General features: G+C 67.7%; 29 protein-coding genes. 22 read left to right on the forward strand and 7 right to left on the reverse strand.

Features of this window, described 5'->3' with window-relative positions; genetic code table 11:
* Nucleotides 1-21: 21 nt before the first annotated feature.
* Nucleotides 22-402 carry a four-helix bundle copper-binding protein gene (locus tag CXY81_RS13625; protein WP_146067704.1) on the reverse strand — a complete coding sequence of 127 codons (381 nt, stop codon included), beginning with the start codon at nt 400-402 and terminating at the stop codon, nt 22-24.
* A gap of 312 nt (nt 403-714) precedes the next feature.
* On the opposite strand from CXY81_RS13625, the gene ftsY reads away from it, so the two are divergent.
* Together ftsY and CXY81_RS13635 are read left to right on the forward strand one after the other, a co-directional pair.
* The gene (gene ftsY, locus CXY81_RS13630; protein WP_104103088.1) at nt 715-1,590 is read left to right on the forward strand and encodes a signal recognition particle-docking protein FtsY; all 876 of its coding nucleotides are present in this window, start codon (nt 715-717) and stop codon (nt 1,588-1,590) included.
* A 7-nt stretch (nt 1,591-1,597) separates the two neighbouring features.
* Nucleotides 1,598-2,101 (forward strand): DUF2004 domain-containing protein, encoded by a 504-nt coding sequence (locus CXY81_RS13635; protein ID WP_104171690.1) that lies wholly within the window; start codon nt 1,598-1,600, stop codon nt 2,099-2,101.
* A 30-nt stretch (nt 2,102-2,131) separates the two neighbouring features.
* On the opposite strand, the gene CXY81_RS13640 is transcribed toward CXY81_RS13635, so the two are convergent.
* Nucleotides 2,132-2,443, reverse strand: coding sequence for a putative quinol monooxygenase (locus tag CXY81_RS13640; protein ID WP_104195161.1), 312 nt, complete (start codon nt 2,441-2,443; stop codon nt 2,132-2,134).
* Nucleotides 2,444-2,519: 76 nt separating this feature from the next.
* Here CXY81_RS13640 and ffh point away from each other — a divergent pair, with 76 nt between their 5' ends.
* Nucleotides 2,520-4,094 (forward strand): signal recognition particle protein, encoded by a 1,575-nt coding sequence (gene ffh, locus CXY81_RS13645; protein ID WP_104103097.1) that lies wholly within the window; start codon nt 2,520-2,522, stop codon nt 4,092-4,094.
* A 70-nt stretch (nt 4,095-4,164) separates the two neighbouring features.
* Complete coding sequence (locus tag CXY81_RS13650) at nt 4,165-5,004, forward strand: LLM class F420-dependent oxidoreductase (RefSeq protein ID WP_104195162.1); 840 nt, start codon at nt 4,165-4,167, stop codon at nt 5,002-5,004.
* Between the two features lie 348 nt (nt 5,005-5,352).
* On the opposite strand, the gene CXY81_RS13655 is transcribed toward CXY81_RS13650, so the two are convergent.
* Nucleotides 5,353-6,489, reverse strand: a complete 1,137-nt coding sequence (locus CXY81_RS13655; RefSeq protein ID WP_104169852.1) for a glutamate--cysteine ligase — start codon at nt 6,487-6,489, stop codon at nt 5,353-5,355.
* A 284-nt stretch (nt 6,490-6,773) separates the two neighbouring features.
* Here CXY81_RS13655 and rpsP point away from each other — a divergent pair, with 284 nt between their 5' ends.
* The 11 genes from rpsP (at nt 6,774) to CXY81_RS13710 (ending at nt 14,371) form a co-directional block, all read left to right on the forward strand.
* Nucleotides 6,774-7,199, forward strand: coding sequence for a 30S ribosomal protein S16 (rpsP, locus tag CXY81_RS13660; RefSeq protein WP_104195163.1), 426 nt, complete (start codon nt 6,774-6,776; stop codon nt 7,197-7,199).
* Nucleotides 7,200-7,201: 2 nt separating this feature from the next.
* Nucleotides 7,202-7,438 carry an RNA-binding protein gene (locus CXY81_RS13665; protein ID WP_104103108.1) on the forward strand — a complete coding sequence of 79 codons (237 nt, stop codon included), beginning with the start codon at nt 7,202-7,204 and terminating at the stop codon, nt 7,436-7,438.
* A 22-nt stretch (nt 7,439-7,460) separates the two neighbouring features.
* Nucleotides 7,461-8,135 (forward strand): ribosome maturation factor RimM, encoded by a 675-nt coding sequence (gene rimM / locus CXY81_RS13670; protein ID WP_104103111.1) that lies wholly within the window; start codon nt 7,461-7,463, stop codon nt 8,133-8,135.
* Nucleotides 8,136-8,222: 87 nt separating this feature from the next.
* Entirely contained in the window at nt 8,223-9,104 is an 882-nt protein-coding gene (locus CXY81_RS13675; protein WP_104195164.1) for a formate/nitrite transporter family protein, read from the forward strand.
* Between the two features lie 9 nt (nt 9,105-9,113).
* Nucleotides 9,114-9,863 carry a tRNA (guanosine(37)-N1)-methyltransferase TrmD gene (gene trmD / locus CXY81_RS13680; protein ID WP_104195165.1) on the forward strand — a complete coding sequence of 250 codons (750 nt, stop codon included), beginning with the start codon at nt 9,114-9,116 and terminating at the stop codon, nt 9,861-9,863.
* A gap of 36 nt (nt 9,864-9,899) precedes the next feature.
* Nucleotides 9,900-10,478, forward strand: a complete 579-nt coding sequence (locus tag CXY81_RS13685; RefSeq protein ID WP_104195166.1) for an MFS transporter — start codon at nt 9,900-9,902, stop codon at nt 10,476-10,478.
* A gap of 192 nt (nt 10,479-10,670) precedes the next feature.
* Complete coding sequence (rplS, locus tag CXY81_RS13690; protein ID WP_104195167.1) at nt 10,671-11,015, forward strand: 50S ribosomal protein L19; 345 nt, start codon at nt 10,671-10,673, stop codon at nt 11,013-11,015.
* A gap of 85 nt (nt 11,016-11,100) precedes the next feature.
* Entirely contained in the window at nt 11,101-11,847 is a 747-nt protein-coding gene (gene lepB / locus CXY81_RS13695) for a signal peptidase I (RefSeq protein ID WP_104195168.1), read from the forward strand.
* A 3-nt stretch (nt 11,848-11,850) separates the two neighbouring features.
* The gene (locus tag CXY81_RS13700; RefSeq protein ID WP_104169858.1) at nt 11,851-12,492 is read left to right on the forward strand and encodes a ribonuclease HII; all 642 of its coding nucleotides are present in this window, start codon (nt 11,851-11,853) and stop codon (nt 12,490-12,492) included.
* Nucleotides 12,493-12,504: 12 nt separating this feature from the next.
* Complete coding sequence (locus tag CXY81_RS13705; RefSeq protein ID WP_066596196.1) at nt 12,505-12,828, forward strand: DUF2469 family protein; 324 nt, start codon at nt 12,505-12,507, stop codon at nt 12,826-12,828.
* Nucleotides 12,829-12,901: 73 nt separating this feature from the next.
* Nucleotides 12,902-14,371, forward strand: a complete 1,470-nt coding sequence (locus CXY81_RS13710; RefSeq protein WP_104169859.1) for a glyceraldehyde-3-phosphate dehydrogenase — start codon at nt 12,902-12,904, stop codon at nt 14,369-14,371.
* A gap of 90 nt (nt 14,372-14,461) precedes the next feature.
* Here the strand turns inward: CXY81_RS13710 and CXY81_RS13715 are convergent, their stop codons facing one another.
* Together CXY81_RS13715 and CXY81_RS13720 are read right to left on the reverse strand one after the other, a co-directional pair.
* The gene (locus CXY81_RS13715; RefSeq protein ID WP_104169860.1) at nt 14,462-14,908 is read right to left on the reverse strand and encodes a nitroreductase family deazaflavin-dependent oxidoreductase; all 447 of its coding nucleotides are present in this window, start codon (nt 14,906-14,908) and stop codon (nt 14,462-14,464) included.
* 60 nt (nt 14,909-14,968) lie between these two features.
* A complete protein-coding gene (locus tag CXY81_RS13720) occupies nt 14,969-15,781 on the reverse strand; it encodes a metal-dependent hydrolase (protein ID WP_104195169.1) in 813 nt (270 codons plus the stop codon).
* A 141-nt stretch (nt 15,782-15,922) separates the two neighbouring features.
* On the opposite strand from CXY81_RS13720, the gene CXY81_RS13725 reads away from it, so the two are divergent.
* The 5 genes from CXY81_RS13725 (at nt 15,923) to dprA (ending at nt 21,178) form a co-directional block, all read left to right on the forward strand.
* On the forward strand, nt 15,923-17,062 hold the full coding sequence (locus tag CXY81_RS13725) for a dipeptidase (RefSeq protein WP_104195170.1): 1,140 nt from the start codon (nt 15,923-15,925) through the stop codon (nt 17,060-17,062).
* Between the two features lie 58 nt (nt 17,063-17,120).
* On the forward strand, nt 17,121-17,831 hold the full coding sequence (locus CXY81_RS13730) for an SGNH/GDSL hydrolase family protein (RefSeq protein ID WP_166786652.1): 711 nt from the start codon (nt 17,121-17,123) through the stop codon (nt 17,829-17,831).
* A 199-nt stretch (nt 17,832-18,030) separates the two neighbouring features.
* Nucleotides 18,031-18,387 (forward strand): YraN family protein, encoded by a 357-nt coding sequence (locus CXY81_RS13735; RefSeq protein WP_104195253.1) that lies wholly within the window; start codon nt 18,031-18,033, stop codon nt 18,385-18,387.
* Nucleotides 18,387-19,922 carry a YifB family Mg chelatase-like AAA ATPase gene (locus CXY81_RS13740; protein WP_104195171.1) on the forward strand — a complete coding sequence of 512 codons (1,536 nt, stop codon included), beginning with the start codon at nt 18,387-18,389 and terminating at the stop codon, nt 19,920-19,922. Before CXY81_RS13735 ends, CXY81_RS13740 begins: the two co-directional genes overlap by 1 nt.
* Complete coding sequence (dprA, locus tag CXY81_RS13745) at nt 19,919-21,178, forward strand: DNA-processing protein DprA (RefSeq protein ID WP_104169864.1); 1,260 nt, start codon at nt 19,919-19,921, stop codon at nt 21,176-21,178. Before CXY81_RS13740 ends, dprA begins: the two co-directional genes overlap by 4 nt.
* 121 nt (nt 21,179-21,299) lie before the next feature.
* Here the strand turns inward: dprA and CXY81_RS13750 are convergent, their stop codons facing one another.
* Both CXY81_RS13750 and CXY81_RS13755 read right to left on the reverse strand, forming a co-directional pair.
* The gene (locus CXY81_RS13750) at nt 21,300-23,660 is read right to left on the reverse strand and encodes a hypothetical protein (RefSeq protein ID WP_104195172.1); all 2,361 of its coding nucleotides are present in this window, start codon (nt 23,658-23,660) and stop codon (nt 21,300-21,302) included.
* Between the two features lie 113 nt (nt 23,661-23,773).
* Nucleotides 23,774-24,280 carry a hypothetical protein gene (locus CXY81_RS13755; protein WP_104169866.1) on the reverse strand — a complete coding sequence of 169 codons (507 nt, stop codon included), beginning with the start codon at nt 24,278-24,280 and terminating at the stop codon, nt 23,774-23,776.
* A gap of 231 nt (nt 24,281-24,511) precedes the next feature.
* On the opposite strand from CXY81_RS13755, the gene CXY81_RS13760 reads away from it, so the two are divergent.
* Nucleotides 24,512-25,411: a phosphodiesterase gene (locus CXY81_RS13760; protein ID WP_104195173.1), complete on the forward strand. Its 900-nt coding sequence runs from the start codon at nt 24,512-24,514 to the stop codon at nt 25,409-25,411.
* Nucleotides 25,412-25,422: 11 nt separating this feature from the next.
* Nucleotides 25,423-26,505 (forward strand): tyrosine-type recombinase/integrase, encoded by a 1,083-nt coding sequence (locus CXY81_RS13765; RefSeq protein ID WP_104195174.1) that lies wholly within the window; start codon nt 25,423-25,425, stop codon nt 26,503-26,505.
* Nucleotides 26,506-26,511: the final 6 nt, after the last annotated feature.

Below are 26,511 nucleotides of genomic sequence, written 5' to 3' on the forward strand. Positions count from 1 at the left end.
GCCGCTGTCGAGTGAAGAACGTTAGCGCAGCACGGCCAGGAGTCGCGCGCAGGCCTCGTCGACCCGGCGGCAGGCCATGCTGCAGGTGTGCCAGCCCGGATGCAGCCGGGCCATGTTCTCGCAGGCCGCGATCGATGCCCGGGCGGCCTCGCGGCAGGTTTCCAGCAGCGCGATGGTCATCAGCCCGTCCTTGCGCGCATGCCAGGACAGCAGCCGGCTCGTCGACGAGCACACCTCGATACAGTCCAGGTCGGCGAAGAAGCAGCGGGTGATGTCGCCGTTGCCCTTGATGCGGAGGCAGGCGTCCGCGCAGTCCTCGCTTACCGTCACGAGCGCGTCGCACGCCGCGATGCACCGGTTGATCCCGGTGCGCACACTCTCGGGCCCTGTGCTGACTGCCATGCCGACACCCTAGACCGGGTCCGGGCGGCTGTCGGGGGGCTTGCACATTCCTGCTCGGAAGGACGTGCCGCGACGTGGACGATGCCGACACAAGAGGGTGAGGTCTGGGCCGTCACCCCATCATTCTGCCGGGTCGGGTCGCTCGTGTGACGGCACGAATCGCACGAACGAGCGTTATCGGGGCGGTGCCGCTCCCGGTCCGCACCATCGGTTCGGAGGTCCTCCGCTCGGTACGCGCCGGCTGCGCCGCTTCGCGCGAGGCACACCTGGGGCGCAGCGGCGCAGATACCGCGCGAGCCATAGGCTGTAGGTATGGCAGAACGCACCCCCTGGTCTCTCTCCGGCGCACTGCGCGGCATGTTCGCGAAGAAGCTCATCGACGCCGAAACCTGGGAAGACCTCGAAGACGCGCTCATCCAGGCCGACTTCGGTCCCAGCATCACGGAGGCGGTCGTGGCCGACCTGCGGGCCAAGGTCGCCAGGTACAACACGACCGACCCGACCGACCTGCAACGGATGCTGCGCGAAGGCCTCGAGGAACGGCTCTCCAAGCTCGACTCCACCCTCAACCTCAGCGCGCGGCCTGCCGTCGTGCTCGTCGTCGGCGTCAACGGCGTCGGCAAGACCACCACGATCGGCAAATTCGCGAAGTTCCTGCGCACCTACAACCGCAGCGTGCTGATCGGGGCGGCAGACACGTTCCGTGCGGCCGCCGTGGAACAGTTGGCAACCTGGGCCGAACGGGCGGGCGCCGACATCGTGCGGCCGCAGGCCCACGGCCAGGACCCGGCATCCGTCGCCTTCCAGACCGTCGAGCGGGCCATGAAAGACGGCACGGAGATCGTGATCATCGACACCGCCGGGCGGCTGCAGACCAAGGGCGGCCTGATGGACGAACTCACCAAGATCCGCAAGGTGATCGAGAAGCAGACCCCGATCGCCGAGGTGCTCCTCGTGCTCGACGCGACGACCGGCCAGAACGGCCTGGCCCAGGCCGAGGCCTTCATCCAGCACGCCGGCGTGACCGGGCTCGTGCTCACCAAACTGGACGGATCCGCCAAGGGCGGCTTTGTGCTCGCCGTGCAGGAGAAGACCGGCATCCCCATCAAGCTCGTGGGCCAGGGCGAGGGCATCAACGACCTCACCGGTTTCACGCCGCACGTTTTCGCACAAAAACTCGTCGGATAGGACAGTCATGACCATCGAACACGATTTCTTCGGAATTCTCGGCAGTGACGATGCTGGCGAGGTCTGCTGGTCGGATTCGGCCGAACTGGGCGACCAGGACGTGCAGATCGACCTCAGCTTCCCCGACGAGGAGTCCGTCTCGGCCGAAGCGCTCGACATTGCGGCGGCCATGGTCAACGACATCGAGGGACTCGATTCGCAGGCCCGCGAATCGCTCGTGGCCGACCTCAGCAAGGAGGGCTCGGTGACGGGCGCCTACATCACGACCGAACTCGACGAAATGGATCCCGAGGTTCTCGACGACGCCCTGATCTGGGATTCGGGCGACAAACAAATCGATTTTCTGCGCTCCATCCAGCTGCAGCGGATCGGTTTCCACCCGCACCACTTCCGTAGCGAGGAGCACTTCGCGGTGCTCGAGTACTCGATCAGCCCCGATGACACCGACGCCCTGCTCGTGGTCACGATCGACGTGCACGGCGACCCCGTACTGATCGCCGTCGAGCAGTAGCGCAGCAGTCCGGTCGGACGTCGGTGCTCCCTACTGGATGGTGCCCTTGGCCGGGTCGCCGAACGGCACGTTCTGCAGCACCTTGACGTCCGTGGAGACGGCCAATGCCTCATCGGTGAGCGCACCAAGTTCGGTGATTCCCGCGCCGGTCGCGTGCACCGCGAGGTCGGCGACGCTGGCCCAGCGCTCGACCATGACCACCAGGTCACCGTCGGTGTGCGCGGCATACAGTTCGCAGCCGGTCTCGGCGTGCACCGTGGGGGAGACCACGGCGAACGCGTCCAGGATCTCCTGGCTGCGACCGGGCTTCGGGGTGAGTACGGCGACGACGACGACGGACATGGTGACTCCTGGCTTCGGATGCGGTTTGCGCACCCGAACAAACGTAGGCTCCGCGACCGGTTAAACTAAACGCATCATGGCTACTTTTGGAAACCTCTCAGATCGCCTAGCCGAGACGTTCAAGAATCTCCGCACCAAGGGCAAGCTCAGCGCGGCGGATGTCGACGGCACCGTTCGCGAGATCCGGCGCGCACTGCTCGACGCCGACGTCGCCCTCGAGGTGGTCAAGGACTTCACCGGCAAGGTGCGCGAGCGTGCCCTCGGCGACGAGGTCAGCAAGGCGCTGAACCCGGCCCAGCAGGTCGTCAAGATCGTCAACGAGGAGCTCGTCGAGATCCTCGGCGGTCAGCAGCGCCGACTCGAATTCGCCAAGAAGCCGCCGACCATCATCATGCTCGCCGGCCTCCAGGGTGCCGGTAAGACCACCCTCGCCGGCAAGCTCGCGAAGTGGCTCGCGAAAGACGGCCACACCCCGATCCTGGTCGCGGCCGACCTGCAGCGCCCGAACGCGGTCACCCAGCTCGAGGTCGTCGGCGCCCAGGCGGGCGTGCCCGTCTACGCGCCCGAGCCCGGCAACGGCGTCGGCAACCCGGTCAAGGTCGCCCGCGACGGCGTCAAGTACGCGCAGCAGAAGATGCACGACGTGGTCATCGTCGACACCGCCGGACGCCTCGGCGTCGACGCGGAGATGATGAAGCAGGCCGCGGACATCCGCACGGCCATCGACCCCGACGAAGTGCTCTTCGTGATCGACGCCATGATCGGCCAGGACGCGGTGGCCACCGCCAAGGCGTTCCAGGACGGCGTCGACTTCACCGGCGTGGTGCTCTCCAAGCTCGACGGCGACGCGCGCGGCGGTGCGGCCCTGTCCGTGGCCTCGATCACCGGCCGTCCGATCATGTTCGCGTCGACCGGTGAGAGCCTCGACGACTTCGAGCCGTTCCACCCCGACCGCATGGCCAGCCGCATCCTCGACCTCGGTGACATCCTCACCCTGATCGAGCAGGCGCAGGGTGCCTTCGACGAAGACGAAGCACGCAAGATGGCGGAGAAGTTCTCCACCGACAGTTTCACCCTCGACGACTTCCTCGGGCAGATGCAGCAGCTGCGCAACATGGGTTCGATCAAGAAGATGATGAGCATGCTCCCCGGCGCCGGCGCCATGAAGCAGCAGCTCGAGAACTTCGACGAGCGCGAGATCGTGCGCACCGAGGCCATCATCCAGTCGATGACCAAGGCCGAGCGCACCACCCCGAAGCTGTTGAACGGATCCCGTCGGCTGCGCATCGCCCGCGGCGCCGGATCGACCGTGACCGAGGTCAACCAGCTCGTGTCGCGATTCGAGCAGGCCGCCAAGATGATGAAGACGGTCGCCAAGGGCGGCATGCCCAACATCCCCGGCATGGGCCCGGTCCCCGGCGGCATGGGCGGCGGCGGCCGTGGCAAGCCGCAGCCCAAGAAGAAGGGCTCGAAGTCGGGCAACCCGGCCAAGCGCGCGGCGGAGAATCTGGCGATCGCGTCCGGTGAGAAGCCCGCTGGCGCGGGCCCCGGTGCGGGCGGCGGCACGGGCTTCGGCCTCGGCGGCGCCAGGAAGGCGGGCGGTCCCACCGAAGACGAGATGGCCGCCCTGCAGAAGATGCTCGGTCGGTGACACTGCGCCGCAAACGCTGAGCCGCTGACTGCGCTGCGGATGCCCCCGGCCGCCGGTTTAGGATGAGCGCATGACCTCCTCCACGCCCTCCTCCACGCCTTCCTCCACGGCCGACCGGGTGCGTATCGGTGTGCAAATCGCCCCGCAGCACGCCCTCTATCCGAAGATCCGGGTGACCGTGGCGGAGGTCGAGGCCCTGGGCACGGACATCGCGTTCGACTGGGACCACTTCTTTCCGCTCTCCGGCGAGAAGAACGGCCTCCACTTCGAGTCTTGGACGCTCCTCGCGGCCTGGGCGGAGCAGACCTCCACCATCGAGCTGGGCGCGCTGGTCAACTGCAATGGCTACCGCAACCCCGACCTGCAGGCCGACATGGCGCGCACCATCGACCACATCAGCGGCGGCCGGTTCATCTTCGGCACCGGCTCCGGCTGGTTCGAGCGCGACTACGACGAGTATGGCTTTGAGTTCGGCACCGCGGGCACCCGCCTGGACGCCCTCGAAGCCGACCTCCCGCGGATCGAGGCGCGCTGGGCGAAGCTGAACCCGCCGCCCCTGCGCGACATCCCGGTGCTGATCGGCGGCGGGGGCGAGAAGAAGACCCTCCGGATCGTGGCGAGACATGCGGACATCTGGCATTCGTTTTCCACTCCCGCGGTGCTCGAGCACAAGCTCGGCGTGCTCTCGAAGTGGTGTGACACGGTGGGCCGGGATCTCTCCGAGATCGAGATCTCCACCGAGCTGCGGGCCCGTACCGTAACCGAGGCCGACGAGCTCTATGACCTAGGCGCCCGCCTCTTCACCCTTGGGCTGTCCGGCCCGCACTACGACCTGGCCTCGCTCACTGACTGGCTCGCCTGGCGCGACACAAAAAACGCGCTCGAGACGGGCTGCACCCGAGATGCGTGAGTCCTAATCGAGTGGTGGTATGGCTCCCGGATGGTCAGTCCTGCCCGCACCACGTGGACGCTGATCATTACAGGCGGAACGCCGGCTTCGGTGGTGAACCAATTCGACGGAGATTTTGGTGTGAAACGGGTTTTTCGGTGTGTGACGGGCCGATTCCGCCAAAATCTCCGTCGAATTCGTTGGGGACGGAGTTGCTGCAGGGCCGCGGACCCGAGAGACACGATAACCGGAACGCACTCACATCCCGCGTCACGGTCCACTGCCTGCCTGCGTCGACATCACGAACACCCGGCTCGGAACCCCCAAGCCGCGATCCCGCATCGTCCACGGCCATGAGGGCTCACTCAGCTATGCGGGGAGGCCCGTGCGGAGTTCGCGGGTCAGCGACTTCACGACGGCCGGCAGGCTGCCGCCGTGCGCCTCGGCGACGCGCAGCTGCCGCTGGTAGCTCGCACCCGCGGTGATGATCCGGTTCAGGCTCTGCAGCTCGTCCAGGCAGCCCAGACGCTCGGCGACGGGGGAGAGGATGCCGATCAGCCGGCGCACATCGTCGGTCACCAGGCTTTCGGCGCCCGCGGCATCCGTGATGATCTCGGCGTCCAGGCCGTAGCGAGCGGCCCGCCATTTGTTCTCGCGAACGAACCACGGCTGCATCGACCCGACCGTCTCGCCGGCGTCGAGACGCTTAGACATCCAGTCGACCAGGCACTGGATGAACGCGGCGATGGCGCCGAGTTCCTCCGTCGTGGACACGCCGTCGCAGGCGCGCACCTCGATGGTTCCCCATCGCGGCGACGGACGGATGTCCCAGCGCACCTCGGTCGCGTCCTCGATCACCCCGGTGGCGGTCATATCGGCCACGTAGCGCTCCCAGGCCTCCCAGTCCTGCAGGATCCACGGCAGGCCGGCGGTGGGCAACTGCTGGAACATGAGGGCGCGGTTGGAGGCGTAGCCGGTGTTCACGCCGGCCCAGAACGGGCTCGACGCCGACAGGGCCTGCAGGTGCGGCAGGTAGCCGAGCAGGCCGTTCAAAATCGGGATGACCTTGGCCTTGTCCTCGATCCCCACATGCACGTGGATGCCCCAGATCATCATGTTGCGGCCCCACCACTGGGTGCGGTCGATCAACCGGTGGTAGCGGGCCTTGTCCGTGACCTTCTGGTCGAACCACTGGCTGAACGGATGCGATCCGCTAGAGATGAGTTCGACGCCCCGCGGATCCGTGATGGCGCGCACCTCGTCAACCTGGACGGCGACATCCGTGACGGCGCCCGCAACTGTATGGTGCACCCCCGACACGAGTTCGACCGTGTTCAGGAGCAATTCCCCGGTGATGTGCGGATGCGGCGTGCCGTCGGGCGCAGCCAGAGCCGTCAGCACCTCTTCGGCCAGGCAGACCAGGTCACCCGACTCGCGGTCGACGAGGGCGAGTTCCCACTCGATGCCAATGGTTGACCGTTTCGACCGGGCAAATTCGATCCCCATGCGCGGTCCTTCCGATCCTGGTTCACCCCTTCGGGCGTGGTTGTGTGACAATCCTGACACCGATTGGCGAAGCGGCGCTTCAGCCGGCCGCGGGTCCGGTGATGACCGCGCCGCCCAGCCGGTCGATTATCAGAAAGTCGTCGATGTCTGACAGAATGATCAGTCGAGTTCTCTTGCGTCCGACCCTCTACTCAGGCGCAGGAAAAACCTTATTGAGCTTGTGCCGAGTGTGCCCCCACGCTCACGGCCCCCAGTTCGCCAAAAATCAAATACACAGGAGAATTGTGGCTGTCAAAATTCGTTTGAAGCGCATGGGCAAGATCCGTGCACCGTACTACCGCATCGTCGTTGCCGACGCGCGCACCAAGCGCGATGGTCGTGTCATCGAAGAGATCGGCATCTACCACCCCACGCAGGAGCCCTCCATCATCGAGGTCAAGTCCGAGCGTGCCCTGTACTGGCTGGGCGTTGGAGCACAGCCGACAGAGCAGGTTGAGGCTCTCCTCAAGCTGACCGGCGACTGGGGCATCTTCAAGGGTGACAAGAACGCCGTCAGTACCGTGAAGTTCAAGGAGCCGAAGGCTCCGTTCGTCGCCGACGAGAAGAAGAAGCCGGTTCTGAAGCCGAAGGCCGTCAAGCCTGTGGCCAAGGAAGAGGCACCCAAGGAGACCGAGGCTGCCGCGGAGGCAACCGAAGAGGACAAGGCGTAATTTTGCTCGCTCCCGCGCTTGAGCACCTCGTCAAGGGGATCGTCGATCACCCGGACGATGTGCATGTTGTGACCCAGACGTCCCCACGGGGCGAGGTTCTCGAGGTTCGTGTGAGCCCCGAAGACCTCGGCCGCGTGATCGGGCGTTCCGGGCGCACCGCCAAGGCACTGCGCACCCTCGTGGCCGCGCTGGCCGACGGCCGGCGCGTGCGCGTTGACGTCGTCGACACCGATTTCTGAACTGGTAAATGAGTAGTTGGATATGAGTTCGGTGAACGACAGTACGACTCCGCGCAGCCAGTTGAGGGTGGGGCGCCTGACCAAGGCGCACGGTCTCAAGGGAGCGATCAAGCTGGAATTGTTCACGGATGACCCGGGACGTCGTTTCGTCCCGGGCGCCGTGTTCACCCTGCAGGTGCCCACGGGTTCACCCTGGCACGGCAAGAAAATCGAGCTCGTCGAGCTCCGCTGGTACAACCAGCACGCGGTGGGCTTCTTCAAGGATGTCCCCGACCGTGAAGCGGCCGAAGCCCTCGCCAAGGCGATCCTCTGGATCGACCAAGACGACGCGGAACAGTCCGGCGAAGAAGACGCCTGGTACGACCACCAGTTGATCGGCCTCTCCGTCGTGCGCGACGGCGTCCAGATCGGAACCATCGCGCGGCTGGAGCACCTTCCCGCGCAGGACCTGTTGATCGTGAAGACCCCCGCCGCCGAGGTCATGATCCCATTCGTGAAGGCCATCGTGCCCTCCGTCGACATCGCGACCGGCATCGTCACCATCACCCCGCCTCCCGGCTTGCTCGAAGAGCTCCCGGAGGAACCGGACGACGACGATGACAACGTCGACAATAGTGACAACACCGCAGCCACGGCTGCCCCCGAAACTGAATCAGAACCCCAGGCCGAGGTTGACGGAGCCCCCGGCCGGAGCTGAAACACCTCCTCGGGGAGAGGCGCGCCGCGCCCGACCGGCTCCCCACCTCGTCACGACGCGGCAGACCTCTTATTGGAGCACCGGCGCATGTCGTACGTTAAACCGAGCCAACTCGTCGATGACATCACTCACTCCGGCATGCTTAAAACGCAACTGACCCTGGGGCAAATGGTGATGCGGGGTGCGCTTGCCGGGGCGATTCTCGGAGCGGCCACGACCGTCGCCTTAACCGCCACGGCCCAGACCGGGCTGCCGATCGTCGGGGCCGTGCTCTTCCCGGTCGGCTTCGCGATGATCCTGCTATTGGGTCTCGAGCTGGTCACCGGTAGCTTCGCCCTTGTCCCGCTTGCGATCATGGAAAGGCGCACGACGGTCACCCGGGGACTCAGGAACTTCTTCGTGGTCATTCTCGCCCACCTCTTCGGGGCCGGACTGTACGCCTTCCTCTACACGACGTCGATCACTTATCTGGGCACGGACATGTCCGACCCGATGGTCCAGGCCATCATCGACCTCGCCGAGCACAAGGTGCTGCCCTACGAGGCGGTCGGTGCCGGCGGCATCCTTGTCGTGATCATCAAGGCCATGCTCTGCAACTGGATGGTCGCCATCGGCACCATCATGTTCTATACGTCCAAGTCCACGGGGGGCAAGATCCTCGCGATGTGGCTGCCGGTGACGACCTTCTTCAGCCTCGGCCTCGAGCACGCGATCGTCAACATGTTCGCGATCCCGGCCGGCATCATGCTCGGCGCCGACGTCACGGTCGGGCAGTGGTGGGTATGGAACCAGGCCCCGGTGCTCCTCGGCAACGTCCTGGGCGCCATCCTCTTCACCGCGCTGCCAATCTACTTCTCGCACCGTACCCATGTGAACCGCGCCCCGGCATCCGGTGAAGCAGTCGACGTCGACGCGGAGGTGGCCGCCGAGGCGACCGAGCCTGCCGAACCCTCGCTCGTTCGCTCGTAGACTTCTCCCGTGCGTATCGACATCATCACGATCTTTCCGGAGTTCTTCTCCGTCCTCGACGTCTCCCTGGTCGGCAAGGCCCGGCAATCGGGGCTGATCGACCTTCGGGTGCACAACCTGCGCGACCACACCCACGACCGGCACCACTCCGTCGACGACACGCCCTACGGCGGCGGCGCCGGCATGGTGATGAAGCCGGAGCCATGGGGTGACGCGATCGACGCGATCCTCACCGACGTGCACCCGGGTGCCGAGCCGTCGGATGCGTCCGTCATGCCCGAAACGACGGCGACGGATGCCAGTCCGCTCCTGATCTTCCCGTCCCCGGCCGGGGATTTGTTCACGCAGGCCATGGCCCGGGAGTTGGCCGAGGAATCGAACCTCATCTTCGGCTGCGGACGCTACGAGGGCATCGACCAGCGGGTCTTCGACCACTTCGAGCAGGACGGGCGGGTGCGCTTGGTCAGTCTCGGCGACTACGTGCTCAACGGGGGAGAGGTGGCCGTGATGGCCATGATCGAGGCCGTCGGTCGTCTGATCCCGGGGGTCGTCGGCAACCCGGAAAGCCTTGTCGAGGAATCCCACGAGGACGGCCTCCTCGAATATCCGAGCTACACGAAGCCCGCGGCCTGGCGCGGCCTCGACGTTCCGTCGGTGTTGCTCAGTGGCAACCACGGCGCCGTCGCGGCGTGGCGGCGGGAGCAGCAATTCTTGCGCACGGCCCGGGTGCGCCCGGACCTTCTGCCGCCAGCGAACTGAGCTCGCCGGAGCAGGTCGCCCGGGTAGTCTGATTCCGTGTTCGTACGCAGGTTCTTCTACTACTGGCAGTTCATTGCCGTCCTCGTGCTTCCGGCGTGGCTCCTGGTCGGCGCCTCCGTTTACGGCAGCGGCGGCTGGGACGTGGTCGGCAGCTTCTTCAGCGGCCTCGTGGTCGGTGTGGGCCTGCTCGCCGTGAGCCTGATCTTCTCCGCCCGCACCGAGGTGCGCAGCACCCGCATGGTGTCGTGGGCCGACGTGGGCATCCTCACGCTCTGGCACGCCCTGATCGTGGGCATGGGCTTTACCTACGGCGTCGCGCCGGGCCTCGCCGCGCTGGTGATCGTGGTCGGAATCGGCGCGTTCTGGTTCGCCATCTGGGAGCTGATCGCCGCCGCCCGCCGCAGCATGCGGGCCATGATGCTCCTGGTCGAGGAGACGGCGAGGGGCCCCGCGTTCCTGCCGACCGTGCCGCCCACGCTGCCGCCGACCGACGGTTTCAACCCCACGCCGGATCCCTCCGTCATCATCGTGCGCGAGCATCCACTCCGCCCGCCCGGGGAGTCGTTCGAGAAGAAGGAATCCGGGAAGAAGCACGGTCAGGCGCCGGAGGCCTGACCTTCACCCAGCTTTTGCGGGCATGGTGCATTTCGTGACATAATCATCGTTTGTGCCGTGGCAAGCCTCTGCCACAGGGGAGCTGCAACGTATCGGCACGAAACAAACTCATTCATTTGCTGATTCGCTCGCCTCGCGTGTCGGATCGCATAAGCCGTAGTCGTCCTGTGGCGGATACAGAGAGCGAACAGTATGCATATTCTCGACCAGGTGGATGCCCCATCCCTCCGCAAGGACATTCCGGCGTTCCGCGCCGGCGACACCGTCAAGGTCCACGTCAACATCGTTGAGGGCGCTCGCTCTCGTGTGCAGGTCTTCCAGGGAGTCGTCATCGGACGCTCCGGCGAAGGCGTGCGCGAAACGTTCTGCGTACGCAAGGTCAGCTTCCAGGTCGGCGTCGAGCGTACCTTCCCGGTGCACTCCCCGGTGATCGACCGCATCGAGGTCGTCACCCGTGGTGACGTGCGTCGCGCGAAGCTGTACTACCTGCGCAACCTGCGCGGCAAGAAGGCCAAGATCAAGGAGAAGCGCGACTAACACCCGTCGCAGTCGACTTCCAGCTTGCGCTGGATTCCCCCTGAGCTCCTCACCCGTACACTGGGTCAGGAGCTCAGGCGGTTTAATGACAGATAATTCTCTGCCCACGCGATCCAATCGCCAGGGAACAGAAACAAAGCGCAAGAAGCGCGGCGTTGCACTCTTTATACGTGACCTGCTGGTCATCTTCGTGGTGGCGCTGCTCATCTCGTTCCTGATCAAGACGTTCCTGGTGCGCTCGTTCTACATTCCCTCCGGGTCGATGGAGACCACCCTCCTGATCAACGACCGGATCATCGTGAACCAGCTCGAACCGAAACTGATCCCGGTCGAACGCGGCGACGTCGTCGTGTTCCGGGATCCGGGCGGCTGGCTGCTGCCGCAGGCGCCCCTCGAGCAGAACGCCGTCATCGCCGCCGTGGACTGGGTCATGGCCGCGGTGGGGCTGTCGGCGCCGGACAGCAACGACCACCTGATCAAACGCGTCATCGGGCTGCCGGGCGACCACGTCACCTGCTGCAACCCGCTCGGCCAGATGAGCGTCAACGACGTGCCTCTGTCCGAACCCTATGTGTCTCTGCCGACCGGGGAGACGAGCGTTTCGCAGGACGACTTCGACATCGTCGTGCCGGACGGCTCGCTCTGGGTGATGGGTGACAACCGCTACAACTCCAAGGACTCCCGCTACAACACCGAGACCCCCGGCAAGGGGTTCGTGCCCATCGACAACGTCGTCGGGCGCGCCCTCGTGATCAGCTGGCCGACCGCGCGCTGGTCCTGGCTCGACGACTTCCCGGAGGTCTTCCAGGGCGTCCCCACGGAGACGAGGTAGGGAATGGTCGTGGATCCGACCCTCGACGTCGAACGGGCGTTGCTGGCCGCCGGGGCGACCTGCGTGATCGGTGTCGACGAGGTCGGCCGCGGCGCCCTTGCCGGTCCGGTGGGGGTAGGTGTGGCCGTCGTCAACGCCTCAGCTTCGGCCTTCCCGGCCGGTTTGCGCGACTCCAAGATGCTCAGTGAACCCCGGCGCGGGCTCCTCGCGCCGCTGGCTGTCGCCTGGGCGCTGCACTCAGCGGTCGGCCTCGCGACGCCGCTGGAGGTCGACCAACTGGGCATCATCGCCGCGCTCGGCCTGGCCGGCAAGCGGGCCCTCGCGCATCTGTTCGCGGCCGGGGTCGACATCACCGGCGCCGTGGTGCTCCTGGACGGCAACGACGACTGGCTGAACAGGGCACTGAGCACTCCGCTCAACGTGGTGACCCGCGTGCGGGCCGACCAGGACTGCGCGTCGGTGGCCGCGGCATCCGTGATCGCGAAGGTGCACCGCGACGCTCTGATGATCGAGGCGGATGCCGTGACGCCCGGCTACGAGTGGGCCGGCAACAAGGGCTACGGCAGCCCCGCCCACATGGCGGCGATCGCCCTGCTCGGACCCACCCTGCTGCATCGCAAATCCTGGCTGAAGATCACAGCGTAGGATTGAGGAACCATGGAAGAAGATGAATTCGAGGACTACGACCGCGAGGTCGAGCTGGCCCTGTACCGCGAGTACCGAGACGTTGTGGGGCAGTTTCAGTACGTCGTCGAGACCGAACGACGCTTCTATCTCGCGAACGAGGTCGAACTGGTGCGCCGTGACACGGAGCACGACTTCTACTTCGAATTGACCATGAAAGATGTCTGGGTCTGGGACGTCTACCGTTCCGACCGGTTCGTGAAGTCGGTGCGGGTGCTGACCTTCAAAGACGTCAACGTCGAGGAACTCGCGTCCAAGGAGTTCGAACTGCCGAAGGAACTCGCGCTCGACGAGTAGCACAACGAAGACTCAGGCCGGGGGGTCTGCACACTCGGCGCAACGATGCGGTCGAGAACGAAGGGTATGTCTTTTGCTTCAGGAATCTGATCGCGCTCTGGCCTCGTGGATCAACCGGGAGGCACTCGCTGAAGAGATGATCCCCTTGATCGGCCGTCTGTATCGGGAAAATCACGTCGTCACGAGCGTGCACGGCCGGGGACTGGTCAACCAGTCGGTGATCGGACTGCTCAAGGCGCACCGCTTCGCGCGCCACATCGACGATGTGGAACTGCCCCTGGAGGAGACCCTGCCGCTGCTGCAGACCCTCAGCACCCTCCGGCTCGGGACCGCGTCGATCGACCTCGGCCGGCTGGCCATGGCCTACAAACTCGAGGGTGCCGGGCGCGGCCGGGAGGAATTCCTCCGGGCCGAGCTGGCGGATGTCGTCGACCGGCAGGGTGACTTCGTCACCGCGGGCACGGATGTCGTGCTGTACGGCTTCGGCCGGATCGGACGTCTCCTCGCGCGCATCCTGATTGACCACGCCGGCGGGGGACAGGGTTTGCGCCTGCGGGCCATCGTGGTGCGCCGCGGGTCGGATAACGACATCGTCAAGCGGGCGAGCCTGCTGCGCCGCGACTCGGTGCACGGACCATTCGAGGGCACCATCACCGTCGACCCGGTGGGCAACACGATCCTCGCCAACGGCACGCTGATCCAGGTCATCTACTCGAGCGACCCGGCCACCGTCGACTACACCCGATACGGCATCCAGAACGCTGTCGTGGTCGACAACACGGGACGCTGGCGCGACGCCGACGGACTCCGCCAGCACCTGGCCTGCCCGGGTGTCGCCCGGGTGCTGCTCACGGCTCCGGGCAAGGGCGCGCTGAAGAACATCGTGCACGGCATCAACCACGACGCCATCACCGCGGACGACACCATCATCACGGCGGCATCCTGCACCACCAACGCGATCACGCCCGTGCTCAAGGCCGTGAACGACCGCTTCGGTATCCGGGAAGGCCATGTGGAGACGGTGCACTCGTTCACCAACGACCAGAACCTGATCGACAACTTCCATTCGGGCGACCGCCGCGGGCGCAGCGCCGCCCTGAACATGGTGATCACCGAGACAGGGGCCGCGAAGGCCGTCGCCAAGGCGCTGCCCGAGCTGGCCGGCAAGCTCACCGGCAACGCCATCCGGGTGCCCACGCCCGACGTGTCGATGGCGATCCTCAACCTCACCCTCACGCAGGGCACCACCAAGGACGAGCTCAACACCTACCTGCGCACCATGTCGCTGCACTCCGAGCTGCACAAGCAGATCGACTACATCGACTCGCCCGAGGTGGTCTCCAGCGACTTCCTCGGCTCCCGCCGGGCCGGCATCGTCGACGGCCTGGCCACCATCTGCACCGACACGAAGGCCGTGCTGTACGTCTGGTACGACAACGAATACGGGTACAGCTGCCAGGTCATCCGGGTGCTCGAGGAGATGGCGGGCGTGCATCCGCCGGTGTTCCCGAAGGTGTTGATCGAGTCGGTCGCCCTGGTCTGAGTCACTCTGGTCTGAGTCACTCTGGTCTGAGTCACCCTGGTCTGAGTCACTCTGGTCTGAGTCACCGAGCGGCGTTGGCCCGGGTTCGGGTCAGCGCGGCCGGGGCTCGCAGATCACGACCGGGATATCACGGCCGGTTTTCTGCTGGTAGCCGTCGTAGCCCCGATAGGCCGCCACGATCTGCGGCCACAGCTCGGCTTTCTCCGCGGGGGACGCGGTTCGCGCCCGCAGCTTCAGGGTGGTGCCGCGCACGGTCAGCTCGACGTCGGGGCTCGCGACCAGGTTGAGATACCACTGCGGGTGGCGGTCGTCGCCGCCCTTCGAGGCGATCAGCACGAAGCGCTGGTGCCCGTGCACGGGGGCGGTGAGCATGGTCGTGCGACGCTTGCCGCTGGAGCGGCCGATGGTGTGCAGCTCGACCGCCGGCATCGACCCGAACGAGGCGAGCAGGCGCCCGCCGGAGGCCGTCAGCACCGCGCGGTGCAGCACGCTCATCGTCTTCATCTGCAGATCCGTCAGCCGATTGCGCAGTCCCATGCCTCCAGCCTACGAGGTGAACAGGGGCGACCGACGGATGTCCCGGCGTCTTCTGCCCCGCTACAGCGGCAGCGCCCCGGCAATGTCCACCAGCGTGGCCTCCAGGTTGACGTCCCAGGTCTCCAGCAGCGCGAACAGCACGCCGTAGCCCGCATAGGCGGTGACCGGGATCAGCAGCAGCCACTCCCGCAGGGAGCCGGCGTTGCCCAGCACCGGCACGGACAGGTAGCCGCCCGATGACCACAGATTCTCGAGCACCGGCACCCGGCGCCACCATCTGGGCGGTTTCGGGATCCACGGCCAGAACAGGGGCAGCCCGCCGGTGGTGAGCAGGTCGCCCAGAAGGTGCACGCCGTAGCCCAGTGTGAAGCAGATCACGAACCACGAGTGCTGCTCCGGGGCGAAAACGGCGATGAAAGCCGCCACGGCGAAGCCGATCGCCCAGGCCAGCCCCCACGACTGCTTCGAGAGGCCGAGCACCTTGGCCGCAAACGCGATCGCCGCGGCGCTCATCAGGGCCGGGCCGGCGCGCACCGGTTCCGTGGCCCAGACGGGCTCCCAGAGCACCAGACCGATCACGGTGGCGAGCAGCCACGCCGAGAACAGGCCGAGCAGGCTGTGCAGGCCGTGCCGGTGGCCGCCGGAGGCCCGGGAGATCCCCGTGGTGACGAGCCGGCCGAGCACCGGGACGGATTGCGAGATGGTGGCCGAGTTGTGGTCGGCGTCGGCGAGGAGGGCCGCCCCGGCGCAGAGCAGCGAGCCGGCGATCGTGCCGACGGGCGTCACAGGAAAGAGCCCGAGGCCGTGCCCGGCGGTCGCCGTGACGGCGATCCAGGCGGCGGCGCCGGTCATGGCATGGTGTGCACCCATCATGAGAGGGGGTCCTAACTGGTCCAAGTCTGATTCAGGCCATCGGGGGCATGCCGAGCCTCGACTGGGCCGGTTCACCAGTTCCGGTTCAACTGTAGGTGGCTTCCGCTCCCCGCCCGTGCCGGCCGGCACTAGCGTGGGGGCATGAGCACACCGGTTCCGTCCGCGCCCGCCGCGGCATCCGTCGTTGTCAGCGTCGCGGCATCCGTCGTCGTGGAGCAGGCGCTGGCCCTGGCCCCGCTGATCGACGGCCACAACGACTGGGCGTGGGAGTGCCGGCAGAGCCGCGACTACTCCGTGGAGGGTCTCGGGCGCGGTCTGTCCACCGACACCGACATCGCCAGGCTGCGGGCAGGGCAGGTCGGAGCGCAGTTCTGGTCGGTCTACGTCAGCGACGACCACACAGGCGCCGACGCCGTGCAGGGCACGCTTGAGCAGATCGACTGGGTCTACCGCCTCGCCGCGCGCTACCCCGACGACTTCAGCATCGCGCGCAGTGCCGCCGACGTGGAGGCCGCCCGAGCGATCGGGCGCATCGCCTCCCTGCTCGGCGCCGAGGGCGGACACAGCCTCAACGACTCCCCGGCCGCGCTGCGCATGTTCGCCCGGCTGGGCGTGCGCTACCTCACCCTCACCCACGTGCACAACACGACCTGGGCCGACTCGGGCACCGATGAACCCGAGCACGGTGGCCTCACACCCCGCGGCGTCGACTACGTGCACGAACTGAACCGGCTGGGCATGCTGGTCGACCTCTCGCACGTCTCCCCGGCCACGGCGCACGCGGCGTTGGACGCGTCCGACTCGCCCGTCATCTTCAGTCACAGCTCCTGCCGGGCCCTCAGTGACCACCCCCGCAATGTGCCCGACGACGTGCTGCGCCGCCTGGCCGCCAACGGCGGGGTGCTCATGCTCACCTTCGTGCCCCAATTCCTGTCCGAGGACTACTCGGTCTGGTTCGAGGGCGACCGGGCCGGGCCGGCGCCGGTCGTGACGCTGACGGATGTCGCCGATCACGTCGAACACGCCCGCCGCGTCGCCGGGATGGCCCACATCGGCCTCGGAGGCGACTTCGACGGCACCGACGAGTTCCCTGCCGGCCTCGAAGGCGTCGACGGTTACCCCGCGCTGCTGTCCGAGTTGGCCCGGCGCGACTGGCCGGCCGCCGACCTCGCGGCCCTTGCCGGCGCCAACGTGCTGCGGGTGTTGCGCGAGACGGATGCCGCGTTCGCGGCCGCCGGACACGCGGCATCCGGCGCCTCGGTGCCCCGGTTGGTGCGCTGAGCATGCCGGGCCGGCGTGTTCCGCCAACCCTGCCGGTGCCCGGCTCCGAATCAGTGTCATGACCCCTCGACGACGCCCTGCCTTCTGGATCACCGTGTGGATCGCCGCCGCCGTGCTGCTCGCGGGGGCGGTGGCCCTGGCAATGCTCGCCCAGAGCGGCGTCCTGGGCCGCGGCCTGGGCAAGGCCGACCCGGGCCCCGCGGCCCGCGGCCCCGGCGAGACCGTGGTCGCCTTCTACGGCGACTCCTACACGCGCGGCACCGGCGGCTCGGCCGCGGACAAACGTTGGTCGACCATCGTCTCGGCCGAGCGCGACTGGACCGAGGTCAACCCGAGCCGCAACGGCCTCGGCTTCGTGAACCAGCGGCGGGGGGATGATCTGATCGACCAGGTCATCGCTGCCAGGCCGGACATCGTGATCAGCACCATGGGGCTCAACGACAACTTCTCGATGCCGTCCCGCGCCGACGAGATCGAGGCGGCGATCACCCGCGACTTCGAGATGATCCGGGCGGCCCTGCCAGAGGCGCGCCTCATCGTCGTGGAGCCGTTCTGGTACACCGAGGAGCGCCCGGACTCCGTGGAGCAGATCATCGGCTGGGTTCAGGCGGCCGCGCTCGGCGCCGACGCAGACTACATCTCCGGCGCCTCCTACTGGCTCGACGGGCACCCCGAGTGGATGGCCGACGACGGCCTGCACCCCAATGACGCCGGCTACGCAGCCGTCGCCGAGCAGATGGACGCGGCGCTCGCCGCGCTGGGGCTGTAGCTGAGCGAGTCCTGATCGATTGGTTGTGTCGCTCCCGGAACGGCAGAGCTGATTGCACCGCGTGGACGCTGGTCAGCACAGACGGACCGCCGGGCCGGGGGTGGTCCTCCCCAGACGCGGCCGCGCCGCCGACCGCACAGCTTGTCGACCCCGCGAGTGCCGGGAGCGCCTACCCGGCACGCTGGGGGCGGAGGTGCTCGTGGCACGCAAAGACGAACTGGGCAGGCAGGGCGAGGAGTGCGCCGCCCTCTTCCTCGCCGCCGCCGGTTACCGGGTCGTGGAGCGCAACTGGCGCTGTGGGCAGGGTGAGATCGACCTGGTCGCCGAGCTCGGGGGAGAGGTCGTCTTCGTCGAGGTGAAGACGCGTTCGGGAACCCGCTTCGGGCATCCGTTCGAGGCCATCACTGTCGCCAAGCTCGCCCGGCTGCGTCGCCTCGCGGCGGCGTGGTGCGAACAGGCGGATGCCCGGCCCGCCCGCATCCGTGTCGACGCCATCGCCGTGATCATCCGTCCCGGCACCGAGCCCGTGATCGAGCACTTGATGGGCGTGTTCTGATGGGGCTCGCCCGCACGCATGCGGTGGCCCTGGCCGGGATGACCGGGGCACTGGTCGAGGTGGAGGCCGACATCTCCGGGCAGCTGCCGGGTATCATCCTGATCGGGCTGCCCGATGCGGCCCTGTCGGAGGCCACCGAGCGGGTGCGGGCGGCGGCGAAGAACTCGGGCTGTCCGCTCACCCGCAACAAGCTCACCATCAACCTCTCCCCGGCGTCGTTGCCGAAGCACGGGTCGGGCTTCGACCTGGCCATCGCGCTGGCCTGCCTCGGGGCCGACCAGGTGGTCTCGGCCGCGTCGGTGGGCCGGGTGGTGCACATCGGCGAGCTGGCCCTCGACGGACGGCTGCGGCCGACGCCGGGCATGCTCCCGGCGGTGATCGCGGCCTCCCGGCTTGGCCACGGCACGGTGATGGTGCCCGCCGGCAACGTCGATGAGGCGTCCCTCGTGCCGGGCGTGCGGGTGATCGGTGTCGCCTCCCTGCGGGACGCCGCCATCTGGCATGGCGCCGAACTCGAACCGATCCCGGTTGACCCCATCCTCGTTCCCGGCGACGCCGCGGCGGAGACGGCCGAACCCGACCTGGTCGACATCATCGGCAATGACGATGCGATCCTGGCGTTGCAGATCGCGGCGGCCGGCGGTCACCACGTCTTCATGGTGGGGCCGCCCGGCGCCGGCAAGACCATGCTGGCGGCCCGGCTGCCCGGACTGCTGCCCGACCTCGACGCTGAGGCCTCCCTCGAGGTCAGCTCCATGCGGTCGCTCAGCGGCCGCGCCGTCGGGCGCGCCCTGATCACCCGCCCGCCGCTTGAGGCCCCGCACCACACGGCGACGGCGGCGGCCATGGTCGGCGGCGGCAGCGGGCAGATCCGGCCTGGCGCGGCGGCGCGCGCCTCGCACGGGGTGCTCTTCCTCGATGAGGCTCCCGAATTCGCCTCGGCGGTGCTTGACGCGCTCCGGCAGCCGCTGGAATCCGGGGTGATCAGCATTCACCGCGCCAACGCGGTCTCCCACTTCCCGGCCCGCTTCCAGCTGGTGATGGCGGCCAACCCGTGCCCCTGCGGGCAGTACGGCGCCCCTGACCTGGACTGCACCTGCCCGCCGAGCTCCCGACGACGGTACTTGGCGCGCATTTCGGGACCGCTGCTGGACCGTATCGACATTCAGCTGCGGGTGCAGCGCATCACTGCCGCCCAGCTGCGGCTGGCCACCGAGACGCCCCGACTGGCGAGCGCCGTCGCCCGCGGACGGGTGATCGAGGCCCGAGCCGCCGCGGCCCAGCGCCTCGCCGGCACGCCGTGGACGCTGAACTCCGATGTGCCCGGCCCCTGGCTGCGCGGCCCCCAGGCCCGGCTGGGCAGAGCGGCCACGGCCATCCTTGACCGGGCGCTTGAACGCGGAGGCATCACCATGCGCGGATATGACCGTGTACTGCGGGTGGCCTGGTCCATCGCCGACCTCGAGGGCGTGTCCCGGCCCGGCATTGAACAGGTAGGGCAGGCCTTGTACCTGCGGAAGGGAATGACGTCATGATGCTGTTTGGGCTGGAGGAATCCACGGTGGTTGCGCTGACCGGGGGCGTGCGGGCATCCGCCGGGTCTGGCCCGACGGATGCCGCGGCCGCCGCCGATGTGTTCGCGCGCGCCGCGTGGACCGGTATCTCGGAGCCGGGCGACGGCGCCGCCGGACTGCTCGTGCAGGGGCTGGGGGCCGGGCCGGCACTCAGTGCCGTCCTCGACCTGTGGACCGGGGCCCGGCTCGCGGGCGCGCTGGCCGCAACGGGGTTGCCACTGACCGACGACCTGCAGGCCCTACTGGAGCAGGCCCTGCAACGCTGGCGGCCGCGGTTATCCTCGGCCGAGGTGATCCGTTCCCTGCAGCAGGCGGCGCGCGCGTCCGCCGGGCTCCTGGTGCCCACTGATGCACATTGGCCGAGAGGCGTCGACGACCTGGCAGTCCACGCGCCGATCGCACTCTGGTGGCGGGGCATCCCGACCGCTCTGACCGCGCTGTCCAACTCGATCGCCCTGGTGGGTGCCCGCGCGGCCACCGGCTACGGCGAGCATGTGACGATGGAGGCCTCCGCCGGGCTCGTCGACCGCGGCTTCCTCATCGTCTCCGGGGCGGCGTACGGCATTGACGGCATGGCGCACCGGGCGGCACTGGCCAGCTCGGGGCTGACCGTCGCGTTCCTCGCCGGGGGAGTGGACCGCTACTATCCGAGCGGCCACGACGCCCTGCTGAGCCGCATCGCCACGATGGGGGCGATCATTTCCGAACTGCCCTGCGGGGCCGCGCCCACCAAATGGAGGTTCCTGCAACGCAACCGGTTGATCGCCGCCGCCAGCGCGGCCACGGTCGTGCTCGAGGCCGGCTGGCGCTCGGGTTCGCTCAACACTGCCGGGCATGCCGCCGCTCTCGGCCGGCCGCTCGGGGCCGTTCCGGGCCCGGTGACCTCGCCGACGTCGGCCGGCTGCCATCGGCTGATCCGCGAGTATGACGCCGTTTGCGTCAGCACAGCCGCGGAGATGGCCGAACTGGTGGGCGAACGGATGCTGAGCCTCACCCTCGACCTGCCGCCCGCCGACGGAGACACGGCCGGGTTCGGCGGCCGCACGAGCGAGCAGGTGCGCGTGTTCGACGCTCTGAGCACGCGGGCGGCGCGCAGCGTGACCGACATCGCCCGTCGGGCCGGACTGTCGATGTCAACGGTGCAGGGGTCCCTCGGCGCCCTCGACCTGGAGGGGGTGGTTCGGGAGAAGGAGACCGGCTGGGTGCGCGGCCGGTAACGGTTCGCCGTTCACCCGACCACCCCCCTGGTCGTCCCCGTCCTTTCGGCGTATGAGCACGTCGACCGTGGCCCCGTCGTTGTCATCCATGATCACTGGAAGACTCCTGATTACTTCCTGATTACTGGACGATCGTGACGATGACGGAGGCGCTCACAAGCCCCGAAGCTTCCGCCGTGAACGTGTACAGGCCCGCTTGATTGCCTTGGTAACTGACCTGGCAGCCACTGAACGTAGCAACACCGTTGAGAGAAGTCCTGGTTGTCGCCGCGCACGACAGCGTGCCGGATCTGTTGGACGGTGGACTCGCAGAGAGCGTGACGCTTACAGCGGCGTTCGCTGTGTTGCCGAAGGCATCCTGGATCGTGATTTCCGGCTGAGGCACGAAGAAGTCGTTCCTCTTATGGCTCTTCTGAGGGAATGTTCCGGTGAAAGCGAGTTTGGACGCGGCCCCGGCCGAGATCGTGATGGTGTTGCTCGTGGCCGTGATGGGGCCTGCCACGACGGCCGTCAGTGTGTAGGTGCCGGCCTTGTCGATCCGACAACCGGTGAAGGTCGTGACGCCGGCGGTGCTGGCGGAAGCACACGCGGACAGGGTGGCCCCGACGGGTGCGTTGGTGAGGCTCAATGTCACGGCTGCGGTGCTGTTCGTGACGGTGTTGCCACCGGCATCCTGCACCGTGACAACCGGTTGGGTGGAGAAGGCACTCTGACTGATGGCAGTGCTGGTCGGGAAGGCGATGGCTAGTTTCGCTACGGAGCCGACCGATATGGTGAGGCTGCTGGACTCGGCCATCCAGGTCCCTGAGGCCGCCGTGAGTGTGTAGCTGCCGGGTTTGTCGATCCGGCAACCGGTGAAGGCCGCGACACCGGACGCGGCCGCGAGCGGGTTGCCTGAGGTGCAGGACAACGCGGCGCCTGCCTGAGTCGTGAGGCTGAGGCTGATGGGGGCAGTGCTGGTGGTGACGGTGTTTCCGAACGCATCCTGCACGGCAATGACAGGTTGGGTTGAGAACGGGGTTCCGCCGCTACTGCTATTGGCGGGCTGTGCGGTGAAGGCGAGTCTCTTAGGGGGCCCGGCGGTGACGTTGATGCCGTTGCTCGTGGCGTCGGCGAGCCCGGCCGAGGTGGCGGTGAGCGTGTAGCTGCCGGCCTTGTCGATCTGGCAGCCGGCGAAGGTGGCGATGCCTGAGACGGCAGCCCGGGCGTTCGCGGCGCAGGTCAGGCTGGCCCCGGCGGGTGAGGTGAGGCCGAGGCTGATTGTTGCGGTGCTGTCGGTGATGGTGTTTCCGCCGGCGTCCTGAACGGTGACAACCGGTTGGACGGGCGCGGCGAACGTGGTCTGGCTGGTGGCGGAGAAGTCAACGGCAGGTTGGGTGAAGGACAGTTTCTTCGCGGAGCCCACGGAAACGGTCAGGGCGGTGCTCGTGGCGGCGGTCAGGGCACCGGAGGCCGCGGTGAGCGTATAGGTGCCGGCCCTGTCGACGGCGCAGCCGGTGAAGGCCGCGACACCGGATGCTGCCGCCAGCGGGTTGGTTGGGCACGTGAGCCTGGCGCCGCCGGGCGTCGTGATGCTGAGGGTTATGAACGCGTTGCTGACGGTGACGGTATTTCCGAACGCGTCCAGCACCGTGACCACAGGCTGGGTGGGGAATACCATCCCGCCGGTGCTGCTGGAAGGTTGCGTTGCGAACACGAGCTGCGTGGCGCTGCCGGCGGCGATGGTGATGCTGCCGCTTGTGGCGGCGGTGAGCCCGTTCGCGGTCGCGGTGAGTGTGTACGTGCCGGCCCTGTCGATCTGGCAGCCGGAGAAGACCGCGATGCCGGATCCGGCTGGCAGCGGATTCTGGTCGCAGGTGAGGTTCGCTCCGGCGGGCGACCCGGTGATTGCCAGGGTGACCGGGCTGGTACTGGTGGGCACGGTCTCTCCGGCGGCATTCTGGATCGCGACGCTGGGCTGGGCAGTGAAGACGGCGCCGCTGGTCGCGTCGGACGGTTGGGCCTGGAACGCGACTTTCGTCGGATTCGAGATCGTCACGCTGCCACTGGGGGCGCTCGCCGCGGTCCAGCCGTTGTAGACGGCGGTGACCGTGTAGGTATAGTCGCCGGTCAGAACGAGCAGGTCGTCGCAAAACGCGGTGGCCACGATGATGGTCGGGCTGGTGCCGCAGGCCGGGGTCGGCGTGCCGGTGCCGGTCTTGGTGCGGGTGGCGTAGTAGCCGGTCGGCGCGGGCGTGCCGACGGATGCCGTCCAGCGCAGGCTCACGGTGCCGGCGCTCGTCGCGGGAACGAGCACGTCGGTGGGCGGAAGCAGCGTGCCAAGGGCTGCCGAGCCGGAGCCGAACCCGGGGGCGGTGTAATACGCGGAGGCGCCACCGGTTACGGACACGACCAACACGGCAAGGGTCACGGCGGCGGTGAGGCCGAAGAATGAGAGGCGGGTGTTTCCGGATGCGGAACGGTGGGGACGGAGGGAAGTCACGTCAACCTCTCACAGCTGTCGAACGAGCATGAATGTTCAAGGACTCTGATGTACCAAAATGAAAATCGCACAGGTGGGCAGGCTCGGAGAGAGTCTGCCCACCTGTGATCGAGCTAGTTGGACTTGAGCGTCAGCGTGACGGTGGCGCCCTTGCAGGCGTCCTGGTCGTCAGCGGTGTCAAGGAACATGAGCGTCGAGGTTCCCGTGATGGTCACATCGACGGCGGTCTGGCTCCTGGGTGTGCCCATCACGCGCGTGTCGGAGACGACGGACGGGGCGATCGTGAAGTTGTCGGCGAAGACACACCCCGGGGCGTCGGTGCTTCCGGTCTGGGAGATGGTTGCGACCTTGAGGCTGGACGTGCCCGCATTTTTTGCGGAGTACGTCACCGGCACGGAGGCGCCCGGGGTCAGACCGTCGGCCAGGTGGGCGCTCAGCACCAGCGAGCCGTTGGACTTGGCGTTGGCCGCCGCACCGGTGCCGGAGCCGGTCGTCGACCAGTAGGCGTACGCTCCGCCTCCGCCGACCAGGAGCATCGCGGCCGCGACGAGCGCGATGCTCCTCACCCGCAGTTGCTTGGCGGTGCCGGCGGTTGCCTCGGGTGTGGTCTTCTTGGTCATGTGATGCCCTTCTATCGATTTCGGGTCTCGACAGTCCTCATCTGTGAGGACACGTGCTGAAAGCTAGGGCGGTCTCGTGTGCGCCGTTAGGCCGGATGAGCCCCCAGAACGGGGCTGCGGGTCCCCCCAATAGTGGGCTCGCGCGAATCCCACCGAAGGGTGAATTTGCGCGACGACAGGCCGACGTCGGGGGCAGGCCGTAGTCTGGGCGGCACCCACGAAAGGTGAGTCATGTCAGCCGTGCAACTGGGCCAGTACCCTCCAGCCACCCACCTCATCGCGCATATCAGCGACACCCACTTCCTCGGCGGAGGTCGAGCGCTCTACGGTGCGGTCGACACGGACACCACCGTGTACCAGGCGATGGCGCAGTTGGAGCGGTCCGGTCTCCGGCCCGACGCGCTGCTCTTCACCGGTGACATCGCCGACCGCGGTGAAGCCGTTGCGTACCGCCGGGTGCGTGACATTGTCGAGGCCGCGGCCGAACGGATGGGCGCCCCCGTCATCTGGGTGATGGGGAACCACGACAAGCGCGAGGCCTTCCGCACCGAGCTGCTCCGGGAAAAAGGATCCTCGGCGCCGATCGACCGGGTATTCGACATCGGGGGAGTGCGCATCATCGCACTGGACACGAGTGTTCCGGGCTATCACCACGGCGACCTGTCCGGCGCGCAGTTGGCGTGGCTGGCCGAGGTGCTCAGCGAGCCTGCTCCGCACGGCTCCCTGCTGGCGCTTCATCATCCGCCCGTGCCGACGATGTTGCCGCTGATGTCCATCCTCGAGCTGCGGGGGCAGCCCCGACTGGCCGAGGTGGTGGCCGGCAGCGATATCCGGGCGATCCTGGGCGGACACCTGCACTACGCGACGACCGGACTCTTCGCGGGTATCCCGGTGTCGGTCGCCGCAGCGACCTGCTATACGATCGATCCGACCGCGCCGCAGGGGTCGCTCAGCGGTCTGCAGGGTGGGCAATCGATCAACCTCGTGCATGTCTACGACGACCAAATCGTGCACTCGCATGTGGCTCTCGGCGAGTTTCCGGCAGCGACCGGCTTCGACGCGGCCTTCCTCGACCGGATGGAGGCGCTCACGCCCGACGAGCGCACCGAGGCCTTCTCGCGGCAGGTCTGACCGAGGTGACTATGCCTGAGTCCGTTCGCGTACCACCGCCGGTTCCCGCGCCGGTGCACCTCCTCGATGCGTCTGTCGACGACTTCGTGGTCTACCTGGCCGTTGAGCGCGGCTTCTCCGTGCACACCGTGCGCGCCTACCGCACCGACCTGGCGGGACTGATCGCCTTCGCCGAAACTCGCAGCGTCATCGACCCGGCGGCGCTGAGCCTCGATCTGCTTCGCGATTGGCTGTGGGTCGGAACCCAGTCGGGGCTGGCGCGGGCGACCATTGCCCGGCGGTCGGCCTCCGCCCGCAGCTTCACGGCCTGGCTGGCACGCACCGGCGGCAGCGCAACCGACCCCGCCGTGCGGCTGCGCTCGCCGAAACCCGGCAGACCACTGCCCCGAGTGATCAACCACACCCAAATGCAGGAGCTACTCACCCACCTGGAACTTCGTGCCGCCGGTCCCGACCCGGCGGCGCTGCGCGACCTCGCGATAGTGGAACTGCTCTATGCGTCGGGGTTGCGGGTCTCGGAGCTCGTTGGCCTCGACGTCACCGACGTCGATCTGCACCGACTCACCGTGCGGGTCACCGGCAAGGGTTCCAAGGAACGCGTCGTTCCCTTCGGCGTGCCGGCCCAGCACGCGATCCTCGCCTATCTCGAACGGGGCCGCCCCCGGCTCGTTGAGACCGCAGCGCCCGCCGAGACCGCAGCGCCCGCGGAGACCGCAGCGCCCGCCGAGACCGCAGCCCCCGCCGGGACCGCGGGGCCTGCTGCCGAGAACCGCGCGCACGCCGCGAGAACCGCTGCCGAGAACGCCGCGACGCCGGTGAGCGCGCTGTTCCTCGGTGCGCGCCGCCAGCGCCTCGGCGTGCGGGCGGTCTACCGGCTGGTCGCCACTCTGCTCGCCGATGTGCCCGGCAATGGGCCGGCCGGCCCGCACGCCCTCCGCCACACGGCGGCCACCCACCTGCTCGACGGCGGAGCCGACCTCCGGGCCGTGCAGGAGCTGCTCGGCCACTCCAGCCTCGGCACCACCCAGATCTACACTCATGTCTCGGCCGAACGCCTTATACAGAGCTACCGCACCGCGCACCCGCGCGCCTGACTCCCC

The organism is Cryobacterium sp. M25, assembly GCF_002929635.1.
Taxonomy (GTDB): Bacteria; Actinomycetota; Actinomycetes; order Actinomycetales; family Microbacteriaceae; genus Cryobacterium; species Cryobacterium sandaracinum.